This window comes from Chloroflexota bacterium, from assembly GCA_018648225.1.
GTDB lineage: Bacteria > Chloroflexota > Anaerolineae > Anaerolineales > UBA11858 > NIOZ-UU35.
Window position 1 is genome coordinate 1 of the sequence record JABGRQ010000041.1, and the last position, 23,466, is coordinate 23,466.

The 23,466-nt window shown below is 52.8% G+C and carries 18 protein-coding genes and 1 pseudogene; 14 read left to right on the plus strand and 5 right to left on the minus strand.

The genetic code is table 11. From position 1 onward, the window contains the following. The first annotated feature begins 64 nt into the window (after positions 1-64). From HN413_01980 to HN413_01990, 3 genes are read left to right on the plus strand one after another with little or no spacing between them, the layout of a single operon-like run. A complete protein-coding gene (locus HN413_01980) occupies positions 65-1,048 on the plus strand; it encodes an aldo/keto reductase (protein ID MBT3389158.1) in 984 nt (327 codons plus the stop codon). A gap of 2 nt (positions 1,049-1,050) precedes the next feature. Beyond that, on the plus strand, positions 1,051-2,058 hold the full coding sequence (locus HN413_01985) for a hypothetical protein (protein ID MBT3389159.1): 1,008 nt from the start codon (positions 1,051-1,053) through the stop codon (positions 2,056-2,058). After that, complete coding sequence (locus HN413_01990; GenBank protein ID MBT3389160.1) at positions 2,055-2,873, plus strand: hypothetical protein; 819 nt, start codon at positions 2,055-2,057, stop codon at positions 2,871-2,873. The genes HN413_01985 and HN413_01990 overlap by 4 nt, the downstream gene beginning before the upstream one ends. Here HN413_01990 and HN413_01995 read toward each other — a convergent pair. Next, a complete protein-coding gene (locus HN413_01995; GenBank protein ID MBT3389161.1) occupies positions 2,865-3,512 on the minus strand; it encodes an HAD family phosphatase in 648 nt (215 codons plus the stop codon). The two genes, HN413_01990 and HN413_01995, sit on opposite strands and share 9 nt — an antisense overlap. A gap of 261 nt (positions 3,513-3,773) precedes the next feature. Between HN413_01995 and HN413_02000 the strand changes: the two genes are divergently transcribed. From HN413_02000 to galK, 11 genes are all read left to right on the plus strand, one after another. After that, entirely contained in the window at positions 3,774-4,808 is a 1,035-nt protein-coding gene (locus HN413_02000) for a LacI family DNA-binding transcriptional regulator (GenBank protein MBT3389162.1), read from the plus strand. Between the two features lie 14 nt (positions 4,809-4,822). Next, positions 4,823-6,253 (plus strand): fucose isomerase, encoded by a 1,431-nt coding sequence (locus HN413_02005; protein ID MBT3389163.1) that lies wholly within the window; start codon positions 4,823-4,825, stop codon positions 6,251-6,253. Positions 6,254-6,256: 3 nt separating this feature from the next. After that, on the plus strand, positions 6,257-7,351 hold the full coding sequence (locus HN413_02010) for an aminopeptidase P family protein (protein MBT3389164.1): 1,095 nt from the start codon (positions 6,257-6,259) through the stop codon (positions 7,349-7,351). 6 nt (positions 7,352-7,357) lie between these two features. After that, positions 7,358-8,968 carry an FGGY-family carbohydrate kinase gene (locus tag HN413_02015; protein MBT3389165.1) on the plus strand — a complete coding sequence of 537 codons (1,611 nt, stop codon included), beginning with the start codon at positions 7,358-7,360 and terminating at the stop codon, positions 8,966-8,968. Between the two features lie 27 nt (positions 8,969-8,995). Further along, positions 8,996-9,646: an L-ribulose-5-phosphate 4-epimerase gene (locus HN413_02020; protein ID MBT3389166.1), complete on the plus strand. Its 651-nt coding sequence runs from the start codon at positions 8,996-8,998 to the stop codon at positions 9,644-9,646. Continuing rightward, positions 9,643-10,740 (plus strand): hypothetical protein, encoded by a 1,098-nt coding sequence (locus HN413_02025; GenBank protein ID MBT3389167.1) that lies wholly within the window; start codon positions 9,643-9,645, stop codon positions 10,738-10,740. The genes HN413_02020 and HN413_02025 overlap by 4 nt, the downstream gene beginning before the upstream one ends. Before the next feature lie 4 nt (positions 10,741-10,744). After that, a complete protein-coding gene (locus tag HN413_02030; GenBank protein ID MBT3389168.1) occupies positions 10,745-11,857 on the plus strand; it encodes a hypothetical protein in 1,113 nt (370 codons plus the stop codon). A 145-nt stretch (positions 11,858-12,002) separates the two neighbouring features. Further along, on the plus strand, positions 12,003-13,016 hold the full coding sequence (locus HN413_02035) for a substrate-binding domain-containing protein (protein ID MBT3389169.1): 1,014 nt from the start codon (positions 12,003-12,005) through the stop codon (positions 13,014-13,016). Between the two features lie 224 nt (positions 13,017-13,240). Further along, positions 13,241-13,996 carry a sugar ABC transporter ATP-binding protein gene (locus HN413_02040; GenBank protein ID MBT3389170.1) on the plus strand — a complete coding sequence of 252 codons (756 nt, stop codon included), beginning with the start codon at positions 13,241-13,243 and terminating at the stop codon, positions 13,994-13,996. A 17-nt stretch (positions 13,997-14,013) separates the two neighbouring features. After that, the gene (locus HN413_02045; protein MBT3389171.1) at positions 14,014-15,030 is read left to right on the plus strand and encodes an ABC transporter permease; all 1,017 of its coding nucleotides are present in this window, start codon (positions 14,014-14,016) and stop codon (positions 15,028-15,030) included. 242 nt (positions 15,031-15,272) lie between these two features. Continuing rightward, the gene (gene galK, locus HN413_02050; protein ID MBT3389172.1) at positions 15,273-16,442 is read left to right on the plus strand and encodes a galactokinase; all 1,170 of its coding nucleotides are present in this window, start codon (positions 15,273-15,275) and stop codon (positions 16,440-16,442) included. Positions 16,443-16,474: 32 nt separating this feature from the next. Here galK and HN413_02055 read toward each other — a convergent pair whose 3' ends face one another. From HN413_02055 to HN413_02070, 4 genes and pseudogenes are all read right to left on the minus strand, one after another. After that, the gene (locus HN413_02055; GenBank protein ID MBT3389173.1) at positions 16,475-17,368 is read right to left on the minus strand and encodes a hypothetical protein; all 894 of its coding nucleotides are present in this window, start codon (positions 17,366-17,368) and stop codon (positions 16,475-16,477) included. 315 nt (positions 17,369-17,683) lie between these two features. Further along, the gene (locus HN413_02060; GenBank protein MBT3389174.1) at positions 17,684-19,342 is read right to left on the minus strand and encodes a hypothetical protein; all 1,659 of its coding nucleotides are present in this window, start codon (positions 19,340-19,342) and stop codon (positions 17,684-17,686) included. A 112-nt stretch (positions 19,343-19,454) separates the two neighbouring features. Further along, on the minus strand, positions 19,455-20,582 hold the full coding sequence (locus HN413_02065) for an Ig-like domain-containing protein (protein MBT3389175.1): 1,128 nt from the start codon (positions 20,580-20,582) through the stop codon (positions 19,455-19,457). A gap of 2,742 nt (positions 20,583-23,324) precedes the next feature. Continuing rightward, positions 23,325-23,405 (minus strand): annotated as a pseudogene (locus HN413_02070) (energy transducer TonB). Positions 23,406-23,466 lie beyond the last annotated feature (61 nt).

Genomic DNA, 23,466 nt, shown 5'->3' on the forward strand with positions numbered 1-23,466 from the left:
CATCCAGGGCAGGCCTGTCCCTTCCCTGCTACCGGTTATCAACTGAACGAATACGGATTAATTAATGAACTATCGAGAATTTGGTCGTACTGGCTGGCGGGTTTCAGCCGTAAGTTTTGGAGCCTGGGCAATTGGGGCCGATTGGGGCCAGGTTGAGAAAAAAGATGCCATTGCCGCCTTGCACACTGCTTTAGATGAAGGCATCAATCTTTTCGATACGGCGGATGTTTACGGGGATGGCCGCAGTGAAAAACTATTGGCGCAACTCAAACGCGAGCGTCCGGAAGAGTTCTATATCATTACCAAGGCGGGGCGGCGGCTGAACCCTCACACAGCCGATGGGTATAATCGAGAAAATATCACTCGCTTTGTCGAGCGCAGCCTCAAGAACCTCGAGACCGAAACCCTTGATCTGGTGCAATTGCATTGCCCGCCGACAGAGGTATATTATCGCCCGGAAGTTTTCGGCATACTGGACGATTTAGTGCAGGCTGGCAAGCTGCGCTATTATGGCGTCAGTGTCGAAAAAATGGAAGAGGCCCTGAAGGCTATCGAGTATCCAGGGGTTCAGTCGGTACAGATTATCTACAATATTTTTCGCCAGCGCCCCAACGAATTATTCTTCAGCGAAGCCCAACGGCGAAAAGTTGGCATTCTGGCCCGCGTGCCGCTTTCTTCGGGGATGCTGAGTGGGAAATTTAACCCGAAATCGCAATTTACCGCCGACGATCACCGCCAATATAATCGTCATGGGGAAGCTTTCGATGTCGGCGAAACTTTCTCGGGGGTCGATTACAAATTGGGGTTGGAAGCCGTCGAAAAATTACGGTTGCTCATCCCCCAGGGCAGCAGTATGGCGCAGTTTGCCTTGCGCTGGATTCTGATGTTCGATGCGGTCAGTTGCACCATCCCAGGCGCTAAAAATTCCCAACAGGCTGCCGAGAATGCCAGGGCCGCCGATTTAACGCCGCTTTCCGCTGAAACGATGGCAGCCGTCCGTGACATCTATAAAACTATGATTAAAAAATCAGTACATCAACGGTGGTAATCTTGACTCCAAAAGAACGTGTGCGCAAGGCGCTCACCCATCAACCGGTAAACCATCTGCCTACTCAGGTGAATTATACGCAATCCATGGGCGAAGAATTAGCCGCCCATCTCGATTGTTCTTTGGAAAATTTGCCCAATAGGCTAGGCAACCACATGCTCCGGGTTGATCTTTCATACCCGGCAAGCTATAGCCCCGACGGGAAAATTAAATTTGACTGGTGGGGTGCAGGGTTCGACGTGGAGGAGGAGGGCTACTACACTGCTTTCAATCCGCTGGCCGATTCGAAAGAGTTGGATGCTTTCGCCTGGCCCGATCCGCACGCCCCGCATCTGCTGGATGATGCCGCGGCCAAAATAGCCGCTGATCAGGGCCAGCATTTTATAACGCCAAATTTCGGCTGGGCCTTGTTTGAGCGCGCCTGGTCGTTGCGCGGCTTTGAATATTTTTTACTGGATTTAGCGATAGATGAAATATTTGTCGAGGAAATTCTTGAGCGAATCACCGAAATTCAACTGGTGCTGATTCGTCGCTTCATCGCCTTGGGGGTGGATGGCGGCTACTTTGGCGATGATTATGGCGCCCAAAAGAGTTTGCTCTTTTCCCCAGCGATGTGGCGGCAATTCATCAAGCCGCGGCTGGCACGCTTGTTCGAACCATTTCGCGAGGCCGGGCTGCCGATATTGATGCACTCTGATGGACAGATCATGCCGATCCTCCCAGATTTGGTCGAAATTGGCCTGACGACCCTCAACCCCGTTCAGCCGGAAGTACTCGATCACACCTGGCTGAAAAGCACCTTTGGCACGCAGTTAGCCTATTATGGCGGCATCTCTACCCAAACGGTGCTGCCCTACGGCTCTCCCGCCGAGGTGCAGCAGGCCGTTGCGCGCTGCAAAACCGAACTGGCCCCCAATGGAACCGGTTTATTGCTGGCGCCTTCGCACCGCATGATGTCGGATATTCCGATGGCGAACGTGGCTGCCATGCTGGAGGCTTTTGCCCAATGACGGCTGCGGTACTGGTTTCGCCGCTGCACGATCCCACAGGGCTGATGCTGGCGCAGATTCAGGCGATCACATCGTTTCTCAAAGAAAATTTCGAGCGGGCGTTTATCAGTCTTTCGCCGCCAACTGAGCAGCGCCAAGGCGAATATCTGCAATGGATGGGAGCGGATGATTTTTTTGCCGTCAATCTCAACACGCCCGGAACGCTGCCCGGCGACCATTATCTTAGCGGATATCGGCAGGCGATACGGGCATGCGTGGTGGAGACTGCGTTGCATTTATGCGATCTGGATCGGATCATCTTCGCTTACGGAACACAGCATCGGGCACAGTATCAGGCCGATTTGCGCGCCGCCAGCGCCCGGGCTGCGTCCCGCCCGACGCTCTTTCAACGGTCTACATCGGCCTGGGCTACTTATCCGCAAAATTATCGCCGTTTGGAACATCTGCTCATTGAAGCGGGGGAGTTGCTGTTTGGGAAATATTTCGATTTTGCCTGGTCGTATATGGTGATGAACGCCGCTCAACTGACGGCGCTGTTGCCTCAGATCGAGAGCCACGATTTTGGCATCTTGATCGAGATGGTGCTGTTGTTGCGAGATGAATTATTCCGTCAAGATGTGGATTGGCTGGCCTGGGAGGATCCCCTCATCTATGGTGTGGATGCAGACGAGCTGCGCCAGGCGCGGGATGCCAGCCGTGAGGAGACGGAAAAACGCCTGCGAGGGTTGCTGCCATTTTTCGCCCATTTTCTGCGCGTGGTTTCCCCGTTGAGCGTTGGGCGCGGCTGGGACAAGCCTGAAATTCCGCTACAATAATTCCAAGTCTTTCACCGTAAGTTCAACCAGATTTGCCACAACCCGGTCGGCAAAACTAAGAACACTGGCGCTATTCGTGGTTGTGACGGCGATGCACTTCATCCCGGCTCGCTGAGCAGCCTGCACTCCGGCGATGGCATCTTCGATGACGACACACGCTGACGGAGTCGCTTTCAACGCCTGCGCCGCGGCCAGAAAGACCGCCGGATCGGGCTTGCCGGGCATGGCAAAGGCTGAAATCTGTGCCTGGAAGAAATCGCCCAAACCCAGTTCACTGATAATGGCGTGAATATTCTCAGGGGGAGCAGATGAGGCGATAGCCTGTGGAATTTCTGCTTTTTGTACGGCATCGAGCAAACCGCTCACACCGGGCAAAAGCGCAACCTTCCCCTGAATAGCCTGGCGAAAACTAATCTCTTTTTGGGTGCTGATTTCTTCGTATAGCGTAGGGATGAAGCGTTCGCCGAGCAGCAGTTTCAGAATCCCGGTGTTGTTCATACCAAAGGTTTCCCGGAAAGCCTGTCGCGAGAAGGGGATATTGTGGGCATCCAGCGCAGTTTGCCAGGAATGGAAATGAAATTCACCGGTATCCACGAGTACGCCATCCATATCCCATAAAATACCTTCAAGTTTGTTCATCTGTAAATTCCTATTCAACCTTTCTCTTGTTATTTGTATTATCAACGCAAAGCAACATTTTAGCACAAAGTTGCCGTTGTGTTATCGATAACGGAAGCGATAACAATTTTCTGCTAGCTGATTTCGCAATAATATCTGCTTAAAATCACTTAAATCGTATGATAAACCACATATTGTTCTTGAGAATCGTAACAACTCGTGCTATAGTGGCTTTACGAATTATTAGCGATAACGTGAACGATAACATATTGAAGGACGCAGATGGCACTCAACCACAAGATCACCATCAAAGATGTAGCCAAGGCAGCAGGAGTTTCTACGCAAACAATTTCGCGCGTGATCAATAATCGCCCGGATGTTTCTCCTGATACACGAACTCGAGTGCAAAAAGTTATTACAGATTTAGGGTATGCCCCCAATGTGCTGGCGCGCAGTTTGAGTCGCGGTAGAAGTAATACATTGGGGGTGATCGGGTTCGGGTTGGGTTATTATGGTTCTACAAGCGCCCTGACTGGTATCGAGCAAAAATCCAACGAATTAGGTTTATCGTTCCTCCTAAGTCTGCTGGACCGTTTCGAGACGGATCGTATCGACGAAATTATTCGCAATCTCATATCGCGCCAAGTGGAGGGGATTATTTGGGCTGTGCCTGGCATCAATGATTACTTTTTAGATTTATCGCAAACAGCGTTGGATATTGGTCTCCCGATTGTATATTTGAACAAAGAAAAAACCGAGAATGAGACAGTGGTTGCGATGGATAACCGCCTTGGGGGCTATTTGGCAACCCAACACCTGCTGGAGCAAGGCTATCGCCGCATTGGTATTATTTGTGGCCCTTTCACATGGTGGGAAGCCAAACAACGTGAACTGGGTTGGCGCGAGGCTATGCAGGAAGCGGGACTCGATGATTTGGAAAATTTGAAAGTCGAGGGCGATTGGTCTGCGGCCAGTGGTGAAGTTGGCATCCATGCACTAATTGCAAAATCGCCAGATATTGATGCCGTTTTCGTCTGCAATGATCAAATGTCGTTAGGGGTATTTCAGGCTGCGAGACGGATGGGGTTAAATGTTCCCCAAGATTTGGGCGTTGTCGGCTTTGACGATATCCCTGAAGCGGCTTATTTTTATCCAACTCTTTCCACGATTCGTCAAAACGCCGTCACTTTGGGCGCAATTGCTGTTGAGCAAATTTCAAAATCTATTCAGGCCCATCAAGACGGTGAAGAATTTTACCCCGATGTTTGCTGGGTCGAACCCAGATTAATTGTGCGCAAAAGTTCAGTCCGAGAATGAGTCATGAGGAAATTATGAATAATCTAACACTTGGCGTGATCGTTGGAAATCGGGGATTTTTCCCATCCCATTTATGCGAAACCGGAAGAGCCACAATCCTGAAGGTTCTCGAAGAAGAGGGCATAAAAGCGATTGCGCTCACTCCCGACGAAACTACCTACGGTAGCATCGAAAGCCTGTCAGATGCTCAAAAATGCGCCGACCTCTTTAGGGCGCACAGTGATGAAATCGATGGCATCTTGGTGACCCTGCCCAATTTTGGTGACGAGCGGGCGATTGCCAACGCCCTGCGTTGGGCTGATCTGAACGTCCCGGTGCTGATCCAGGCCTTCCCGGATGATGCCACCCACATGACCATTGCTGACCGCCGCGACTCGTTTTGCGGCAAAATGTCGGCCTGCAACAACTTGCGCCAGTATGGCATTAAATACACCCTGACCGAACTGCACACCGTCGATCCGGAGAGTGCCAGCTTCCGCGCCGACTTGCGCAGCTTTGCTTCTGTTTGCCGCTTGGTCGGCGGCCTGAAAAATGCTCGCATCGGCGCGTTGGGTGCGCGGCCTACGGCCTTCAATACGGTGCGTTATAGCGAAAAATTACTCGAACATTCTGGCATTTCGGTGGAAACTCTCGACCTTTCGGAAGCCTTCGGGCGTGTCGAACGATTGCCCGATGACGAGCCTCAGGTAGTTGAAAAATTAGCCCAGATTACCGCCTACGTGCCCACTAAAGACATCCCCGATGATGCCCTGCTCAAAATGGCAAAATTCGGCGTTGTCATGGATACCTGGATGGAAGAGATGCAACTGGTCGCCAGCGCGATCCAGTGCTGGACATCAATGGAAGAATTTTTTGGCGTGGTTCCCTGTACGTTGATGAGTATGATGAGCAATAAACTCATGCCTTCCGCTTGCGAAACCGACATCGCCGGGGTTGTGGGCATGTATGCCCTGGCGCTAGCCTCCCAAACACCCAGCGCTGTCGTAGACTGGAACAACAACTACGGTGATGACCCCGACAAGGGCGTCATCTTCCACTGCTCGAACTTGCCCAAAGATATTTTTGTCGATGACACGATTGCCCCCGATAATATCCCCGTGATGGATTATCAGGAAATCATCGCCGGGACTGTGGGCAAAGAAAATACCTTTGGCACCGTAGTTGGTCGCGTGCGCACCGGCCCGTTCACCTACCTACGGGTCTCCACCGATGACCTCAACGGACAGATTTCCGCCTACGTTGGCGAAGGCGAACTCACCGACGATCCGATCAAGACCTTTGGCGGCTACGGCGTTGTCAAAATCCCCAACTTGCAAAACCTGCTCCACTACATCTGCGAGAACGGCTACGAACACCATGTCGCCGTCAATTTATCGGAAACTGCTTCCGCTATTCAGGAAGCGCTGGGCAAATACCTCGGCTGGAATGTGTACTTGCATCAATAAATGATGAGTTCAGAATTATCCCTCAAGCTTGCCAATATCGACGCCCTGTTAGCCCGGCACGGCCTGAACGCTTTACTCCTCCAGAGCGTTGCCAACTTTGCCTGGCTAACGGGCGGGGCGGCATCCTACGTCAATACCGCCGATAGCGTGGGCGTGGCTGCACTGCTCATCACGCCCGTCGGTCGTTATCTGATTACCAATAATATTGAGGCCGCCCGCCTGCGCGCCGAAGAAAAGCTTGAAGCCCAGGGTTGGGAATTTATTGTCACCGATTGGTATCACACGGTGGATGAAATTGCCCGCCGTACCACTGGCTTGCATTTGGGGACGGACGGCATATATCCTGGCGATACCGATTTGAGCGCGGAGCTGACTCCTTTGCGGCTGGTTCTGACACCCGAAGAGCAGGCGCGTTTCCGAGGCCTGGCGCGCGAATGCGCCGCCGCAATGGATACCGCCATCCGGCAGGTGCAGCCTGGCATGACAGAATTTGAGATTGCAGCTCTGCTAGGCGCAGAAACCCAGCGCCGCGGCGTGCAGCCGATTATCAACCTGATTGCCACCGACGAGCGCGTCTACTATTTCCGTCACCCGCTGCCCACGCAGAAAAAACTCGAGCAATATGCCATGCTGGTGCTCTGCGGACGGCAGCACGGATTGGTTTGCTCGGTGACACGGCTAATTCACTTTGGCCCCATGCCCGCCGAACTACGCCGTAAAGCCCAGGCCGTTGCCGAGATTGATGCGGCGCTTATTGCCGCCACGCGCCCTGGCAGAAGCTTAGGCACTATTTTTAAACTGGCACAAACCCTATATGCACAACACGGCTTCGAGAACGAGTGGCAGCTTCATCATCAGGGCGGCCCGGCGGGCTACCAGCCCCGGGAAGCCGTAGCCGCCCCGGGTGAGAACACCATCGTTACCGCCGGTCAGGCCTATGCCTGGAATCCATCCATCACCGGCACCAAATCCGAAGATACCATCCTGATCCACGCTGATCACGCCGAAATCCTCACCGAAATCCCAGATTGGCCGTTTGTCGAAGTCGAGGTGGATGGAAAAATCATCCCTCGCCCGGCTACTTTAGAAATTATCTAATGAGTGATGAATATGAAGCAAAATGATATCCGTCAAGCCATAGGGAGCGGAAAAACTATTTTAGGCGTCGAATTGGGTTCCACGCGCATCAAAGCAGTGCTGATTGGTGAAGATCACAAGCCGATTGCAACGGGAAGCCACGCCTGGGAGAACCGCTACGAAAACGGCATCTGGACGTATAGCCTCGAAGATGTCTGGGCGGGTTTGCAGGCAAGCTACCGCGAACTCAGTCAAGCGGTGGTAGAGCAGCACAACACTCCGCTCAAAAGTGTTGGCGCTATGGGCTTCAGCGCCATGATGCACGGCTATATGGCTTTTGATCAGGATGAAAATCTACTCGTCCCGTTTCGCACCTGGCGCAACACCATCACCGGGCAGGCAGCCGAACAACTCACGGAGTTGTTTCAATTCAATATTCCTCAGCGCTGGAGTATTGCGCACCTTTATCAGGCGATTTTGAATCGGGAACCGCATATCCGGGAGATCAGCCATCTGACCACGCTGGCAGGTTATGTGCATTGGAAACTGACCGGTCAAAAAGTGCTGGGCGTTGGCGAAGCCTCGGGCATGTTCCCCATCGATAGCCAGACCAATACCTACAATGAAAATATGTTGGCGCTGTTCAACGAACGGCTCGCAGCGGAAAATTTTCCGTGGAAGCTCCAGGACATCCTGCCCAAAGTCCTTGTGGCAGGCGAGGCCGGCGGCGTTCTCACTGCAGAAGGCGCAAAACTGCTCGATTCTACCGGACAACTACACGCGAGTATTCCACTCTCTCCACCGGAAGGCGACGCAAGTACGGGTATGGTGGCGACCAACAGTGTTGCCGCGCGCACGGGCAATGTTTCTGCGGGAACATCCGTCTTTGCCATGATTGTTTTGGAAAAGGCGCTCTCGCAAGTCTATCCCGAAATCGATATGGTGACGACGCCAATGGGCAAGCCTGTGGCCATGGTGCATAGCAACAACTGCACATCCGATCTGAATGCTTGGGTCGGCCTGTTCCAGGAATTCGCCGCGGCGCTTGGCGCGGAGATCGGGCAATCCGAATTATTTGAAATGCTCTATCAACAGGCCCTCCACGGCGATGCAGACGGCGGCGGCCTGCTGGCCTACAACTATCTTTCGGGCGAGCATATCACCCATCTTGAACAGGGACGCCCCCTGTTCGTGCGCACCCCTGAAAGTCGCTTCACGCTGGCAAACTTCATGCGCGTGCACCTGTTCTCGGCGCTGGGCGCATTGAAGATCGGATTGGATATTCTCTTTGAGCGCGAAAAAGTGAAAATTGACCAGATTCTCGGTCACGGTGGCTTCTTCAAAACAAAGCAAGTCGGCCAAAAGATGATGGCGGCGGCCATGAATGTCCCAGTCTCTGTCATGGAGACGGCAGGCGAGGGCGGGGCCTGGGGAATCGCCTTGCTGGCTGCCTATAAGCTGAATAAAGAAAAGAATGAAACCCTGGAAGCCTATCTCTCAAACAAAGTTTTTGCTGATGAAAGCGGCACAACGATAGCCCCTGATCCAAAGGATGTAGCTGGCTTTTTAACATTTATGGAACGCTACGAAAAGGGACTTGTCATCGAAAGAGCCGCCGTGGATGCGCTCAGCGCGTAATCGCGCACAAAAAAGCGAGAAAGTTTTATGCTAGAAAAACTCAAAGAAGACCTCGTTCAATTACACCTAGAACTGCCGCGTAACAACCTTGTTGCCTGGACAAGCGGCAACGTTAGCGCCCGCGATCCGGAATCCGGGCTGGTGGTAATCAAACCCAGCGGCATCAAATTTCCTGATTTAACGCCTGAAACAATGGTCGTCGTTGACCTTGAAGGTCAAATCGTCGAAGGAAACTATAAAGCCTCCTCCGACACGGCTTCACATTGCTATATTTACCGCCACATGCCCGAAGTAAAAGGCATTGTCCACACGCATTCGCGTTATGCCACAGCTTTTGCCACCCACGGGCGCAGCATCCCCTGCATTACTACAGCGATGGGCGATGAATTCGGCGGAGCGATTCCCTGCGGCGGGTTTGCCCTGATCGGCGGGGAAGAAATCGGCCAGATCGTGGTGGACACGCTCAGAGGCAGCCGCAGCCCGGCCTGCCTGTTGCAAAGTCACGGCGTATTTACCATCGGGTCAACGGCAGAAAAGGCCGTCAAAGCCGCGGTGATGACGGAAGATAATGCCGCCATCGCCTGGACTTCGCTCATGCTGGGCGCCCCGCTGACCATGGATCCAAACGATATCGACAAACTCTACGATCGCTACCAGAACGTCTACGGACAGAAATGATGAAACCGAGAGAACGCGTCGAAATGGCGCTCAACCACGAAGAACCCGACCGCTGCCCGATGCAGGCCAGCTTTACGCCGGAGTTTGCCACGCGCTTGCGCGCCGATATGGAACTTCAGGGCAAGCGTGTGCATAACCCGCACGGCGGCGGCAACACCTACGAGTTGGAACGCGCCCTCGGTGAGGACATGCTCTTGACCTCGGTCGGCTGGGCGAATTCCTATTATATGGACGATAAAGCTTATACCGACGAGTGGGGCATCGGCTGGGATGTAAAGGCCTACGAGACTCCCTTTGGGGTGGGTCATTACACCGAAATCGTCTCTCACCCCCTGGCAGAGGAGGCAGCCATTGAGGGCTACCAGCCCCCAGACCCACACCGCCCGGAGTTGTACACTGCCTCCGCGGAGATGATCCGCACCTTCAAGGCCGACTACTGGATTGTGGGTGTGACCGTAACCACCATTTTCGAGACCGCCTGGGCTTTGCGCGGCATGGAACAAATGCTGCTCGACCTGTCGCTTGACCCCGATCTCTCCAACCGCATTCTGGATATTCCCTACCACTATCACCTGACCGCGGCCAAAAAACTGGCTGAGATGGGCGTGGATATGATCTGGACCGGCGATGATTTTGGGGCACAGGAACAAATGCTGATTTCGCCAAAGATGTGGCGGCACTATTTTAAGCCGCGCATGGCGCATTATATTGCCGAGCTGAAAGCTATCAACCCCAATCTCAAAGTAGCCTATCACAGCGATGGCAATATCTTGCCCATCATCCCGGAGTTGATCGAAATTGGCCTGGATGTACTCAACCCCATCCAGCCCGCCAGCATGGACCCCGCTGAACTCAAACGTCAATTCGGCGATAAGTTATGTTTTTGGGGCAGCATCGACGAGCAGCACACCCTGCCTTTCGGTTCCGCGGCAGATGTGCGGGCCGAGGTGCTTGAACGCTTGCAAACCATCGGGAAGAGTGGTGGCCTGATTTTGGCACCCACCCACCATGTCCAGTTGGATACGCCCCTGGAGAATTTTTGGGCCATGGTCAATACTATTACCCAAACGCCGTATTCGGCAATTAATGCATAATCCTATGGCACAACCACAACCCGCTCTGGAACGCTGGACGCTAGAACTGGAAGGCATGCCGCAATTCGACATGGCGATGCAGCGTGTTGAAGCCTGGTATCACAACGAGATTGTTGACCGTGCTCCGATCCGCTTTCAGGCGCATAATTCTTTTTTGAACGCGGCCACCGACGAGATCGAGCAGCTTTCACCCGAAGAGAAAAAAGCCTGGTGGTTGAATGTGGAGCTTCAGGTGGAGTTATTCGCCAAATCGGTGCAAGGTCGTCGTTTCCATGCCGAAACTTTTCCAGTCTATTTTCCCAACCTGGGGCCGGAGGTCTACGCCGCGTTTTATGGCGCGGAGCTGGTCTATAGCGAAGTGACTTCGTATGCCAATCCGTTGGTCGAGACCTGGGACGAGATCGCCAATGTGCGGCTGGATATGCAAAACCCCTACTTCAAGACGATGGAAGCCCTGACGGAATATGCGCTGGAGCGCGGCGAAGGCCAGTTCATGGTGGGCTATACTGATTTGCACCCCGGGCTGGACTGTGTGGCCGCCTGGCGCGATCCTCAACGGCTGTGCCTGGATTTGTTCGATAATCCTGATGGCGTTCATCAACTGGTCGAACTGGCGATTGCCGATTTTGAGCAGATTTACGATTATTTTGATGCCATGCTCAAGGCCAGGCAGCAATTATCAGTCAGTTGGATGGGCATCCCCTCCTTTGGCAAGATGCACATCCCCAGTTGTGATTTTTCCAGCCTGATTTCCCCCGCCTTCTTCAACGAGTTTGGCCTGCCCATTCTCCAGCGAGAAGTCAAAAGCATGACTCATAATATTTTCCATGTGGATGGCAAGGGCGTCGCCAAGCATTTGGATGCGATTTTGAGCGTACCCGAGGTTCATGCTTTGCAATGGGTGCAGGGCGTTGGCGACGATTATCCGATTATGCAGTGGATTCCGTTCATCAAGGATTTACAAGCCCGCGGGATCCCCCTGGTGATTGACCTGGCAAAAGAGGATATTGTCGCCTTTACCGACGCCATGACCCCGGAAGGTTTATTTTTGTGGGTAGCAACACAGAGCGAAGAAGAAGAGATCGAAATTCTTAAATACATCGAAAAATGGTCTTAATCAGGCTCGCAATCTGCTGTTGATAAATTCAACCCCGGTAAGAAAGATATGTTTTGAGGAGGTGCAAATGGATTGAGCGGACAAGAAAATAAAATCACCGTCAACCGTTTCACGAAAGATTTACACTTTTTAAGGAGATTTTTAAATGAAGAAGCTCTATTGGTTGTTTGTTGTAGTTATGGTTCTGGCATTGGCTCTTCCTGGAGCCGCTTTTGCTGACGAACCTTCCCAGGATGATGGCGCTACCGGTTGGTGCTCCAACACGAATATCGTTTTCTTCCCCGGCGGTTCCCCCGGCGGCCCCTTCGCGACCGTGGTCTACAATGGTGCCGTTCAGGCTGCTGCTGATCTGGGCGCAAACGTAGAATATGTTTGGTCAGACTGGAATCCTGAGAAAATGGTCACCCAGTTCGTTGAAGCCGTTGCTACTGGCCCCGATGGCATCGCCATCATGGGACACCCTGGCGACGAAGCATTTGGCCCGTTGGTTGAAGATGCCGAAGCTCAGGGTATCATCGTCACCAGCATGAACACCCAACTGTCCACCCTGCAGACGCAGTATGCTTCTGCGGGCTTTGGCTATGTTGGCGCCATTCTGTATGATGCTGGCTACGCCCTCGGCGCCGAATCGGTTGCCCGTTTCGGCCTCGTTGAAGGCGACCAGGCTTTTGTCTGGGGTTTGTTAGCGCAGGCTGGCCGTGGCGAGCGCACCCAGGGCGTAGTGGATGCCCTTGAAGACGCTGGACTTGAAGTACTCTACCAGGAAATTGACGATGCCACCAACGCCGATGCGGCTGCTGGCGTGCCCGTTTTCGTAGGTATGATGTCCGCCAATCCCGACATCAAACTGGTTGTCACCGATCATGGCGCCCTCACCGCTACGCTGGAGACCTTCCTGAGCAGCGCTGGCTTTGGCCCCGATGATGTCTATGCTGTTGGTTTTGATCTTTCCTCCGCTACCGTAGAAGCTGTGAATGGCGGCTGGACCGATCTGGTTATCGACCAGCAGCAGTGGCTGCAGGGCTATATGTCCGTTCTGCAGATCTGCCTGACCGACAACTTCGCTTTCACCGGTCTGCACATCGACACCGGCGCAGGCTTCCTGCACGCTGATAACGTTGCCTTGCTTGCCGACCTGGTTGAGCAGCAGATTCGCTAGTTTGTTTGGTTTTCTTTCTCCGGTTTCGGTGCTGAATCGTTCCGGTGTTTAGAAAAACGCGAGGGCCGGATGGTCATCCAAGTTGTATTGATCTACAACAGGACCGCATCATCGCAGCCTTCCCATCTGGCCCTCGCTATCCATATAACCTGAATTCAGCAATATTGGGTTATTATTTCAGCAATCATTATTTATCCGTCTGAATTCACGTTGGAGATAGATTTATGGAAAATCGACTTGAACTTAGAAATGTATCCAAATCCTTCGGCGAAGTCAAAGCCATCCAGAATATCAATTTCACCCTCGGGGAAAACGAAGTTGTGGGCTTGCTGGGAGACAACGGCGCAGGCAAATCAACCCTGATTAAAATCATCACTGGCTATTACCAACAGACGGCTGGCGATATTTTCTTCAATGGCAAGCCTGTTGAAAAACTCACCGTCCCGAAGGCACGCGCCCTGGGCGTTGAAACCGTCTATCAGGAGCGCGCCCTGGCCGAACTGCAAACCCTGTGGCGCAATATTTTCCTGGGCCGTGAATTGAATACCAAGTGGGGTCTTCTGGATGTCAAGAGAATGAAGGAAGAGACCCACCGCCTGATGGTACAGTCGATGGGGTTTACTTCTTCAGCGGTGACACCTGATTCGAAAGTCGGTAAATTTTCCGGCGGCGAGAAACAGGGTGTGGCGATTGTGCGTGCGCTTTATTTCGACGCTGAAATTATCGTCCTTGACGAGCCGACCATGGGCCTTTCGCTCAAAGAAACCGAAAAACTGCTCAATTTTGTACGCGGGATCAAAACTGCCGGAAAATCGGCCATTTTTATCGACCACAATATCTTCCACGTATATTCCGTTGTAGACCGCGTTGTGGTGATTGATCGCGGGCAGGTGGCTGGCGAATTCTATACCAAAGACATCAGCCTCGACGCGCTGATGGAAAAAATGATCCGGGTTGCTGAAACCGGTAGTTTAGATTAGGCATAAGGATGGATAAAATGAGCAACGCGAATGGATCCACCCCCGAGTCCCGGGCACCCTATTCCGATAAATTCAGCCTCAGAAAACTGGTTCGCAAAAACGGCACCCAATTAGGAATTTTTAGCGTCTTCGTTGCCATGTGGATTTTCTTCATCATCATGGCGCCTGAAACCTTCCTGAAATCGCAAATTTATTACGCCTTTATGTCTACGATCCCCTTCTTTGCCATGATGGCGATGCCGCTTACTATGGTGATTATTGCCGGAGAAATGGATCTCTCTTTCCCGTCCATTATGGCTATGGGTTTGATCACCTTTATGATGACGTATGATGCCACCGCCAGCGTGTGGTTGGCTTTTATTGTTGCATTGATCACAGGTGTTGCAATTGGCTGGCTCAATGGCATCATCGTGGTCAAATTTGGCATTCCCTCTTTGGTGGCTACCATTGGGACGCAGTTTTTCTGGCGTGGCGCTGTACTGGTGTTGGGACAAGGCAGAAGCGGCACTTTGATCTACACCAAAGATACCTTCCTGCACCCCATGTTAGTGGGCAAGGTTGCCGATAAAATCCCCATGCAAATGTTGTGGTTGATCTTCGTCGCCATCTTAGCCTGGGTTTTACTCAACCGCCACAAATTTGGCGCCCATATTTACCTGATCGGCGATAATGTCAAAAGCGCCGAATTGATGGGCATCAACACGGGCCGCACGCGCATTTTCAGCTTTATGTTCATTGGCCTGGTAGCAGCGTTTGCCGGGGTCGTCGCCAGCCTGCACGTGACCTATTTCTGGCCCAGCCTGGGTGAAGGCTACATGCTGCGCACGCTGGCTTCTGTCTTCTTGGGCGGCACATCCGTATTCGGCGGCGTTGGCACCATCTTTGGCACATTCATTGGCGCCTTCATCATTGGCGCCATCGAAGCCGCGACGGTGGCGATCGGCTTGACGGGTTTCTGGACACAGTTGATCTATGGCCTGATTATCGTACTCTCGGTAATTATGCACACTTACCTGCGCAAACGCATGGAATGAGCGGACTCGCGATAAGTGGATTGCAGTTTACCAAGACGTATTACGCTCGATGAATTCCATGCTCTTTGGCAGCTTCGCTGAGGAGCATGGTCTTTTAATGAGGTGAACGCGTGCCCCCCGGCATTGTCTTTGACATCAAGGAATTCGCCGTCCACCGGGTAGATTTTCTCGTGCCGGGTGATAATTTTAGCAAAAAGATACACATTTTTTAACGCAAGGTCGCTACGGCAGGAGGTCGCTCAATGCAAAATACTCAACGTAAATCTATGCTGGAAAGCGCGTTCATCGAACGCTTTGGCGCACCCCCAACGTTATTTGTACAGGCCCCCGGGCGGGTTGATTTGATGGGCAGCCACACCGATTACAATCTGGGCTATGTGCTCACCCAGGCGCTTGATCTCAATGTTTGGTTGGCCCTGCGCCCGCGCCCGGATGCCGTGCTGCGGGTCTGCTCACTCGATATCGAGGGCTGCGGTGAGTTTGATTTGCAGAACGTGAGCTACAACCAGGCCATCCCGTGGACAAATTATATGGGCGGGGTGGCGGCCATTTTGCGACAAGAAGGTTATGATTTGAAAGGCTTTGATGCCCTGGTACAAAGCACTGTGCCGATAGGCAGCGGGCTGAGTTCATCGGCTGCCATGGAAGTGGCTACAGCCGTAGCTTTTGACCAAATCAGCGGGTTAGCTTTACCCCCGGTTGAAATGGCAAAAATATGCCAGCGCGCCGAGAATGAATTTGTGGGTATGAATTGTGGCATTCTCGATCAATATTCCTCGGCGATGGGCGTCGCCAACAGCACGATCCTGCTCGATTGCCGCTCTGTGACGCACGAGATCAAACCGATTGCTCCGGGCGTGCAGGTGATGATCTGTGATACGCGCGCCAAACGTGAACTCACCGGTTCCGAGTACCCCGAACGCCGCGCCCAATGCGAGCAGGGAGCGCGCATTCTCAATGGTTTTTATCCTGAAATCCAATCTTTGCGAGATGTCACCCTGGAGCAGCTTGTCGCCCATCAAGCCGATATGACTCATCTGGTTTACAAACGTTGCAAATTCATCATTGAAGAAAATCAGCGCGTGCTGGATATGGCCGCCGCGCTAGAGACAGGTGATCACGTGCAGGCTGGCCGCCTGGCGCTAGAATCCTTTGCCGGTGCGCGCGATCTCTACGAAATCGTCTCATCCGAAATGATCGCCATGCACGATGCGATAGTATCTGCTCCGGGCGTATTTGGCGCGCGCGGCGCGGGGGCGGGATTTGGCGGTTGCCTGGTGGCGTTTATTCAGGACGGCATGCAAGAATCCTTTGCCTGTCATGTGTACAGCGACTACAGCATCCAAACCGGCATTGAGCCAGAAATTTATCAGGCTCGGGCTGCGGCTGGTGCTGGCGTATTGGCAGAATAAAATTCTGACAGGCTTTTTGGGTCATCATTGGGCTATGGGAACACATACGCATCGAAAACAATATAGCCGCTGGAAAGCATCTGGTCATCGCGCATGACGAAGAAGCCGTTTTTACCCAGGTTGGTTTGGAAGCACATATACAAGTCAGAATTGGGGGCAATCGGATCGGCGGTCAGTGTTTTGGCTTTGCAGGTGTTCAAAGACGGGGGTGAAAGTTCGGCATATCCGCTAAAAGTAGCGCCGTTTTGGGGCGTTAGCAAAACATTACTGTCCAGGCAAACGTCTACAGTGGCATCACTGGCTGTGAAGAGTACATCCAGGTCGTAACAGGTGTTTTTGCTAAACGCCATACCCGACCAGGCCGGGCCAAGTGGATCGGGGGCATAAGCATCTGCACCCGTAGACGGCGGCAGAGATTGGTTGGCTGCAGGATCAATGATATTGCCAGAAGCGTCCGAGCAGCTCAGCCAGCCCGCGGGAAAGTTGAAAGGCTGAATTTCGCTACAACTCGGGACACCATGCCCGATATAGGCAATGACCCATTGACCGGCGTTATTCCGTTCGGCAAACCAGGCCGCTCCCCCCGTCTCGTTGACATTCTTGACCGACCCTTGGGCGTGCTGGCCGGTATTCTGGCTGAGCGTGAATTCCAGTTCTGCCTCGCTCCAGCCGAGTTTCGCTAACAAGGCCTGTTTGATAACAGCTTCGTCGGTTAGCGTTGGTGTGGGCTGGGCGACAGTCGCTGGATTTTGGGTTGGCGGGGCTTGCATCGTCATTTGCATAATCTGCGCCTGAGCGGTCTTGGCGACGGCGGTGTTAAAGACAGCTTGATCGCCCTGCGAAGAGATGCCCGATAGATTGCAAGCCAAAGTAAATGCCATTATTATTGCGAATACAAATAAGAGCGATTTTTGGATTTTCATCATGTTGACTCCAATAGGGCTTAGCATGCAACTTGCCGAAGACTACACCTTTATATTTCTGGCTCTCTGGGATTTTTCGCCGCTGGCTCAAAATGACAAACTAAACGTGTCTACTAAAATGAACCTTTCCAGGTAGTGCATGATATGTAAGTGATGAAGGAAATTGGTTGTCACCCTGAGACGAAGTCGAAGGGTCTAGCACAGCGTAATTTATGGCATTTAACTGGTTTTTCGCTCCGCTAGATGCTTCGGCCTACGGCCTCAGCATGACATCATCACTTCCTTATGTAGCACTACCCCTTTCCAAAACCAATACGCTCATCGTTTTCTGTGCTTGCGCCTTTGAACCAGTCCTAGAAAAATGAATGGCATCATGCCAAGACTGGAGACACAAGGAATATTTTCATTCCAAACGGGCTGCCCTTGTTCTGCAGAAGTTTGTTGCGAAGGCGGGGGCGGGTCGTCTATTTCTAATCCTGGGGGAGTCTGTGTTGGCGCTTGCGCGGCGGGTTCCGCCAGGGCTGCCGCCGGAAGATCGGGGATACCCCAGTCTGCCAGACGTGCGTTCAACGATGAGCGCCCACCTGTGGCCAGGTAAAAAGTATTAATCGTGTCTGATTCCTTCAGAGTGCTTTCCCGCGCCACCATTGACCCCCAGGCAATTTCAGCCTCAGAAAACGCCTGATCGGCGAAGTAGATAAAACCGATATTGAAATCGCTTTGCGTATCCGGATAGGCTGGATGACGCGCGCCGCCAGCCATATCCACGAGCTCGGCATAGGTATAGGTTTTTACATCTTGGGCGGTGACGTGTTCCAGATCGCTGAAATCAGGGTTGGTGAGGATATGGACTGGCGGCACCTCCTCGGGCGGGATCAAACCCATCAGGTAGAGATCGAGCGGAACATATATTTTGTAGCCGTGAGCATCCACCACCCTGAAACTGCCATCCGGATTGGCCTGTAAATTGAAGTTGGTCGGCAGCCCCTGGCTGCCACGATCTAGCTCAGTAGTTGGGTCATCCGCGTAGGGGGTCACATACATTCCCATGATGCCGCCGATGTCGCTATTGGCGTCCCAGTGTGCGGTCATATATTGCTGATCTTGCAGTCCATATTCATCGCCGATAAAAGCGCTCCAGGTGTGGCCGATTTCATGGGTAATCAGGCTGCCATAATCGGCGCTGTGATAGATAACCGTCAATAACCGTTCCAGAGAGCCATAGTCCACGGTTTCGTCAATATAATAATCATCGACGCCAATATTGTCTGCGGCGGCGCGCACCGTGGTAGCAAAAGGAACCGGGCCTTCGGAATAGCCATACGTGGGGCGATAGGTGGGGTGCATCGGCATTACCACCAGAAAGTCAAATTCATCGGGGTAGATACTGTAAAATTCGCGGGTGGCCGCGCCGAGGTCGATTTCCTGATCAACCGATGGATATGGCTCGCCGTGAGTTATCTCTCCCTGAGAGTCTGCAACAAAGAGCGCGTATTCGCTGGCATATAGATTGGAGTTTACTTGCTCAGTAGGGTAGCGGATACCGGGATCAACAACCCGAATGTGATCGTAGCCCGTATCTGCGGCTTGCCCATTGGCATAAGTGACCTGGATATCGAAATCAGCCGTTCCCGCCATACCCTCGAAGAGCCACATATCGGGGGGCAAGGTGGCAGTGGTGACTCCATCCAGAGTGTAAACGCCATCCCCAGCCACGCGGTCGCCGCGGGAACCATCGTCGTAGAGTGGTAGCCATTCATCACTCTTATAAGCGCGCAGACTGACCTCAGCAACATCTTGGTTCGTGGTGAAGACTTCGAGGGTGGTGCTATCCTGCCCGTCGGCATAGATGACCGAAGGGGTGGCGCGCGTATACAAATAAGCGCCCGCCTGTGAAGCCTGAGTGGTTGTTTGCGCCCCCAATAATAGAATAATGGCAACGATGAGGGGGATGATTTGCCATATACGTCGTTTCATCAAGTTTTCCTTTTTGAGTTCCTAAGGTTTACGTACTTCCGCAAGAGAAAGCCTGAAAATAGGGGTGGGTGGAAAGTATTGCAGCCCACACACCCCTATTTTCGGCTACTACTCACTCGCCGCAATAGGCGAAGTTATGAGTGGTTTCACCAGACCAACTCTCGTTGTAGAATGTATCCTCAGTTCTGACTTTGTAAACGAGGGAACCTGCAAAGCCACCCGTCTCGATGCCAACCTTGCTTACCCAGCGATCGCCATCTTTCTGCATCTCGATCCACGACCAGCCTTCTTCGTTGTGGTTGAACCAGAATTCGGCCCACACCACACCGGATGAATCCGTGATACCAGCCTCACCAAAAATGGTGCAGCCTTCCCAGATATGAGTCACGTAATTGATGGTTGGGCCGTTCGTATCTGCCGGAGCAGGAGGTTTAGTGGGGGTAGGTGTTCTTGTAGACGGCGGCAATGGGGTTTTCGTGGCTGTCGGAGGATCTGATTGATAGACTTCAACAAAAGCTGCATAGTCTGTGGAGCTGTTATCCAGCCCGACGACTTGTAGTTGATAGTTGCGGCTTTCCAGCGGGCATTCCGTCTGGGTGCCGCTGGCATTGACCAAAGCACCTTCATAGTAGACCGTCTGGAAATCCCCGGAGACTTTCCAGTTGAGCGTGGTACATGCCCCGGCGTTGATATAAGGTGGTGCGGACCAAAATTCGACCGATGACTCAGTGTAGGGTGTTGGCGTGGATGTATAGGTAAGCACATCGGGTGGCAGAGTGATGATGGGCAACGAAGCGGTCGGTGTATTTGTCGGCACTTTTTCAATTTCTTCCTCCGGTCGGCAGGTGACAATACAAATCCGCACCGACGCTGTAGCGCCGCCAGCATTGGCTGTGATAATGTATTCGCCTTCACCGGGGGGCTGCCAGGAGTGGTCAACTCGCACCAGACGGGTGCTATTATCTGTAGTAAGCGGCTGTAATTCCGCGGTGGGTAGAACATCGCCACCTACACTGACGGTTATACCGCTGACTCCATCTGGGCTGGCAGCGTAAACCACAATGGGAATTGGCCCCATATCCAGCGTTTCACCATCCAGAGGGAACTCGACCCAAGCTTGCGGACCGGCTTCCAAACCTTCGGGCACCTGCGCCAAAGACTCCGGCCCATATTCACAGCCACCAGCAATCAGGGCGATCAACAGCAATATATTCAGGGTAATCATCTGTTTCTTGGTCATCTTATCCTCCGGCCAAAATTATGGCTCGCAAGTGCCGTGTGTCTTAGTATCGAATTTCTGCCAATCCGGGCAGAACCCCAGGCTCCAGAAATTGGCCTCACCGCTGGGGCAATTGCAGGTGCCGCTGACACAGTGGTTATTATGATGACAGTATTCACCGGCGACACCGGTATCATCGCGTGGCGCGCACAACCCGTTGGCGCAATAACGCGATTTACAATCGCTATTCTCGGTGCAAGATGTTCCATTTACCCAACCCGGGAAGGGAGCACAAGCGCCGCGGCGGTTAAGAAAGTCGGCATTGGCGCTATAATTTGAACAGTAATCGCCATCATAGCCATCGGGGCAGAAGCAGAAGCCATTGGCGCACTGGTCATTGTGGTGGCAGTAATCTCCGATCTGGCCTCGGCCTACTAAAGGAGCACAAAGTCCATTGGCGCAGTTGCTGCTAGCGCACTGGGTTCCGTCGGTGCAGCGTGAAGCTAAGGGCAAGCCAATCCGGCATCTGCCGCCATCGCCCTCCTTGGGGACTTTCGGACAGGTAATCATTCTACCGCCATCGGCCCGGCACAGACACACACCACTGATGCAGTGGGAATTGAAGAAGCAATAAGCATCGTTACCGCCAAGGACAGCGGGGGCACACAGACCCGATTCACAAATCCCTGATTTGCATTCATCGCTGCTGTTGCAGGCTGCACCATCATTATTCAGATTGGCACTTGAACCTGATTGACTAGATGCGGTTGGGATTCCTTTTAGTGATACAAGCATCTCACAACGACCATCGCCAGAGAAGATCGTATATGTCCCTTCGACTGAAAGCCAGCTATCACCTTGCTTACTAATCACTAAATCTTTGCCCTTGCAGACATTAGAAACGTAGTAACTCAAATGCACGGTTAGCGAATTGCCGCTCCCCAGATTCACGATAATCGCTTGATTATCGCTCCGCCCATTGAAAAACATATCTTTCAGTGGGTAGGTTTTGGCTTCCAACAGTTGTATTCCTGAACGGCGGGTATGTTCATTGGCAAAAAGCTGCACGCTGGCGCTGGTCGGGTTGAAGGGTAAATTATTCTGTAGATTCTTTTCGTTGATAGTTAGCTGCTCGAAGGTCACTTCCACACTATCAATGGGATCATTGGTCTTACAGGTTTCCTGTTGGGGCTTGCTGGGGGGCGACTCGCCCTGCGAGCCATAGGCGCTGACTGAATAGGCGCATTCACAGCCCAGGGGTGCATCCGTCACATTGATGGATGCCATTTGCAGGCTTTTACCGACAGTCAGCGGGTATTTCATGGCAGCATCCGCCCCGGGGCATGTATATTGCCGGTAGATGATGAAACCATCCAGCCATTTTGGATTGAAGGCCGGGTCGAAATCCCAGGTCAGGCGGTGCGTACCGCCGGAGGTTGTCAATTTTAGATTATAGGGAGCAGGCACCTTCGGATTGGCCTGGCTTTGACTTCCCCAGAACCAGTTTTCCATCCAAATTGAGTAGGTAATTGTGAACCCCTTGTCCGTGGCTTGCCATACAGCAGTCCGGGCATCGCTGGCCGTCATATCGGCATAACTATGCGAGCTTGCGTATTGGCCTAAAGCTGTAGGCGGATTTTTTTGGGTATCCGCTGTGGCATTGCCCTGGAATTCGATGAACAGGAGCGAATTTGGATCGGTATAAAAAGATTCGGGCGCTGGCATACTGCGCGTAAATGTAGAATAGTTTGCCAAATTCCCAGTGCGCACATTGCTGGCATCAGGAATGCGGATGGTCGGCAAACCTCTTACAGTCGCTTCGATGAATCCCCAGGTCAGACTGCTGTCGCCAGGCACGAAAGAGAGCAATCGGAAGAAAACCCGTTGAAAATTTGGCTGTGGCTGGCAATCTTGCGAAGGAGGTACAGTTACCCAAACTGGCTGCCCCGAAGTCAAACGAATTTGATTGCCTTCTTTCCCGGCAACAGCGAGATTATAGCCATATTTGCCAGGTTGTGGAACTTTATCGGTGAATGCTTCGGTGTTTTCTGGTAATTTTGCAACCGGTTTATCGTCCGGTGAACCGGGATCATACCGAGAAATTTCATAATGAACTTCATTGTCGGCTTCATCTTTCCAGGATAATGAAACTTTACAATCTGCTGCCAACTCTGCTTTGAATCCCGCGGGCATGGCTGTTTTCTGGTTTGGCAAAAAATTGCCCGGATTCCATTGCGGCAAGATATTTGCCACGATTCCGGCTACCGGCCCCTGACCCGGCTGGAAAACGGCCGCCTGCCCGGCCTGACCGACAACCCCGGGCAGGAATCCCGGCAAGATGCCCGGCCCCTGGCCTGCCTGTCCGCCCGGTGGCTGTTGGCCGCCCGGCGGCACAATATTGGCACAAAAGATAACCGTTATTGTGGATACTTTGCTGATGCTGTTATTGCCATTGGTATCGAGTATGTCCACCCAAATATCTGCCCAGCCGCCATCTTGTGCCAGGAATTTCTCAGCTTCGCCCCCGGCATTGATCGTAGCGCCAAAATCAGATCCGCCGACGGAAACCATGGGCAAGGCATGCACGCCCGACGAACCTGCTTTGCCATAGTAGGCATAATTCAGCGTGGCCGTTTTGACAGCAGCCGCCGAGTCAACCGTTACAACTACGTTGGTTGTCAGTGGTTCGGTGGTGCAGGCCTGCCCATAAAAGACGGGTGAAGTTAAAACGCTGATATTTTTGATCTTAAGCGCCGGTTGGTTGGCAGGAGCAGGACGGGCGGGGGGAGGTGCGGGGGGGGGAGGCGGAGGGGGAATCGCTCTGGAAGGTGGCGGCGCGGCGGGAACCAGAATGGGCTGCCCCGGGTTGGGCTGGCCCCCGGCGAGATGGGGGGTGACCGCTCCA